The organism is Pantoea sp. Ft-CA_14 (genome assembly GCF_024520875.1).
GTDB classification, from domain to species: Bacteria; Pseudomonadota; Gammaproteobacteria; order Enterobacterales; family Enterobacteriaceae; genus Pantoea; species Pantoea agglomerans.
This window is the reverse complement of sequence record NZ_JALNPM010000051.1, coordinates 1-246: the sequence shown is the minus strand read 5'-3', so window position 1 is coordinate 246 and position 246 is coordinate 1. Positions and strand designations below refer to the sequence as shown.

Genomic DNA, 246 nt, shown 5'->3' with positions numbered 1-246 from the left:
AAATTGCCCCTTCGGGTTTATGTATCAGGCAGCGATCCGCAGTTAAGTAACGACGAATAATGGCGATCGTCTGCCTAACCTTGTCCTGATAGAAAGGCTTGATCACCGCTTCAGACAGTCGCAGCAAATCGCCACGCTGGATCATTTCACAGGCGATGGCCGGGCCAATACTGCCTGGTGCCAGGCTGATAATGCCGTTCATGTTGCCAATCGCCGCAATGGTGCTTTCATCAGCGATAATAATGC

At 51.2% G+C, this 246-nt stretch carries 1 pseudogene; it reads right to left on the bottom strand.

Annotation, left to right across the window (positions count from 1 at the left end):
* Positions 1–246: pseudogene (avtA, locus tag NR195_RS22810) on the bottom strand (valine--pyruvate transaminase); the annotation flags it as partial.